The organism is Bartonella sp. AP3QHHD, assembly GCF_042195765.1.
Classification (GTDB): domain Bacteria; phylum Pseudomonadota; class Alphaproteobacteria; order Rhizobiales; family Rhizobiaceae; genus Bartonella.
Genome location: NZ_JBHIPC010000025.1, coordinates 1 through 1,873 on the forward strand (window position 1 = coordinate 1; position 1,873 = coordinate 1,873).

3 protein-coding genes and 1 pseudogene are annotated in these 1,873 nt (G+C 35.1%); 3 read left to right on the forward strand and 1 reads right to left on the reverse strand.

Annotation, left to right across the window (positions count from 1 at the left end; all coding sequences use genetic code 11):
* The 3 genes and pseudogenes from ACFIL7_RS01450 to ACFIL7_RS01460 form a co-directional block, all read left to right on the forward strand.
* Positions 1-163 (forward strand): annotated as a pseudogene (locus tag ACFIL7_RS01450) (single-stranded DNA-binding protein); the annotation flags it as partial.
* Between the two features lie 15 nt (positions 164-178).
* Complete coding sequence (locus tag ACFIL7_RS01455; RefSeq protein WP_375613771.1) at positions 179-532, forward strand: hypothetical protein; 354 nt, start codon at positions 179-181, stop codon at positions 530-532.
* Positions 501-1,025, forward strand: a complete 525-nt coding sequence (locus ACFIL7_RS01460; protein WP_375683265.1) for a hypothetical protein — start codon at positions 501-503, stop codon at positions 1,023-1,025. Before ACFIL7_RS01455 ends, ACFIL7_RS01460 begins: the two co-directional genes overlap by 32 nt.
* On the opposite strand, the gene ACFIL7_RS01465 is transcribed toward ACFIL7_RS01460, so the two are convergent.
* Positions 1,006-1,629 (reverse strand): hypothetical protein, encoded by a 624-nt coding sequence (locus ACFIL7_RS01465; RefSeq protein WP_375635150.1) that lies wholly within the window; start codon positions 1,627-1,629, stop codon positions 1,006-1,008. The two genes, ACFIL7_RS01460 and ACFIL7_RS01465, sit on opposite strands and share 20 nt — an antisense overlap.
* Positions 1,630-1,873: the final 244 nt, after the last annotated feature.

Below are 1,873 nucleotides of genomic sequence, written 5' to 3' on the forward strand. Positions count from 1 at the left end.
TCGCTATGTAACAGAAGTCATATTGCCTCAGTACAAAGGCGAGTTAAAGCTTTTAGATGGCAAAAATGATGATAATCAAGAGCAGTCATCTCCTTATGACAGAAGCTTTCACAAGCCTCTTGATACATCTCATACCGTTATGAATGATAGCGTTCCTTTTTAAACAGAAGGTGCTTTAATGGATAGTAAAAAGAAGTCTAGGGTTAGTACAGAAGAATCTGAACCCGTTTATATGCTTACAGAGAATGATATAGAGCTGTTAAGAGATTGTATGTCATCTACATCAATGAGTTATTACAGTATAGTGATGGGTGCTTTATTGAGTACACTTTTCATTCTGCTCTTAAAACTTTCTTGGGATCAAAGTCACTTAAAACTTAAGTTAGGTGTTGCTGCTGTAATATGCATTTTAGTGGTTTTATTGTTCTTTTTAAATCGAATTTCATGGTCAAGATCAGAGAGAATTTGGCAAGATATTAAACAGACATCTGAGGACATAAGTGAAAAAAAACAAAAAGAGGGGACGCCCTAAAATAGCAGGGCAGCTAAGAGAAGCCAATGGTCGTATATCACGTGCAAAAGCACTACGTGAAGCCGTTGATAAATTGGCAATAGAAATGCGTGCAAAGCGCTTCGGTTTAACGCTACAGGAGGCAAAAAATCCACTTTCTGGTACCTATATCGGGCGGCTTTGTTTGCAAGGCGTGATTACTCAAGAGCAATATGATGCCGCGCAACAGTACCTACAGATAAGAAATAATTACCTTTGTGCAAAAGGCTTGCCTAATGCAATTTATGACGAAATGCCGTCATCATCTGATGATAAGGCAAGAGACAAATGGGTAGAATTTGCAACAGAGCAGTTTATAAACATGCAAGAGGCACTAAAAGAAGCACAATGCCTTTATAGACAGTACAATCTTCACGCTGCGTTACAGTCCCTCGTTATAGAAGATCAAATGCTACCACATCTTGTGAATTCATTGCGTATCGTTCTTAATGTTATTAGGAAGTATTTTCATTAGAAGCTTTTTTTTCATCTTTTTCATCAGGTTTATCATTATCTGAATATGCAATCATAATGAAATAGCCAATCAATATTATTACTGATACTATTGCCGTTACTATTGCCGTCGTTTTGCTCCAACAAAGACCCGCAAAAAATATAGGTATTACACAATACATTTTAATTAGAAATCCAGGATAGCCTTTAATATCTTTCGTTGGAGGATTGAATGTGAATGGGATCGCAATAATAGAACATATTATTGCTGTAATAAACAATACGGATGATATATCCAACATATCACGATTATCAGAGAAATACCATATAATAAACCATAAGATAAGCAGTGGTAAAAATAGTGCAGTGCTGTATGAAATTGCTTCTTCCCATGTGTTTCCGTTTGATTTAATGTTACAAATCGCAATTAATGCCATAAACGCTATTATTAAACACAAGCTATATATAAATCCTAAGAACTTTGCTCCTATTATTAATAGAAAAATAAGGACTCCAATCATAGCGGCACCTATACCGTAACCAACTATAGCACATAAAGCTTCCAGTATAATTCCAGTAAATGGAAGTAATAGTAGAATACATAAGATAATTAATACGATTGTCATGTTTATTGCTCTTTAATTGGTTTTATTGGAATTATCATTAACTGATTCCTTTTGAAATTATCAATATGTGTTATTTTTATGTTGACAAAGTGTAGCAAATCGTATTTAATGACATTACTGTACTTAGGCGTATTGTGTCTAGAGAGGGAAATGTACAGTTCAAAATCCCCGCAAATGCGGGGTTTTTTATTATCTGGAGGGCGTATTTTATGACATCAGAAAATACACATCAGGCTCCACAACC

Coding starts and splice junctions, on each gene's coding strand:
- ACFIL7_RS01455 (WP_375613771.1), top strand. CDS start 179: ATGGATAGTAAAAAGAAGTCTAGGGTTAGTACAGAAGAATCTGAACCC.
- ACFIL7_RS01465 (WP_375635150.1), bottom strand. CDS start 1,629: ATGACAATCGTATTAATTATCTTATGTATTCTACTATTACTTCCATTT.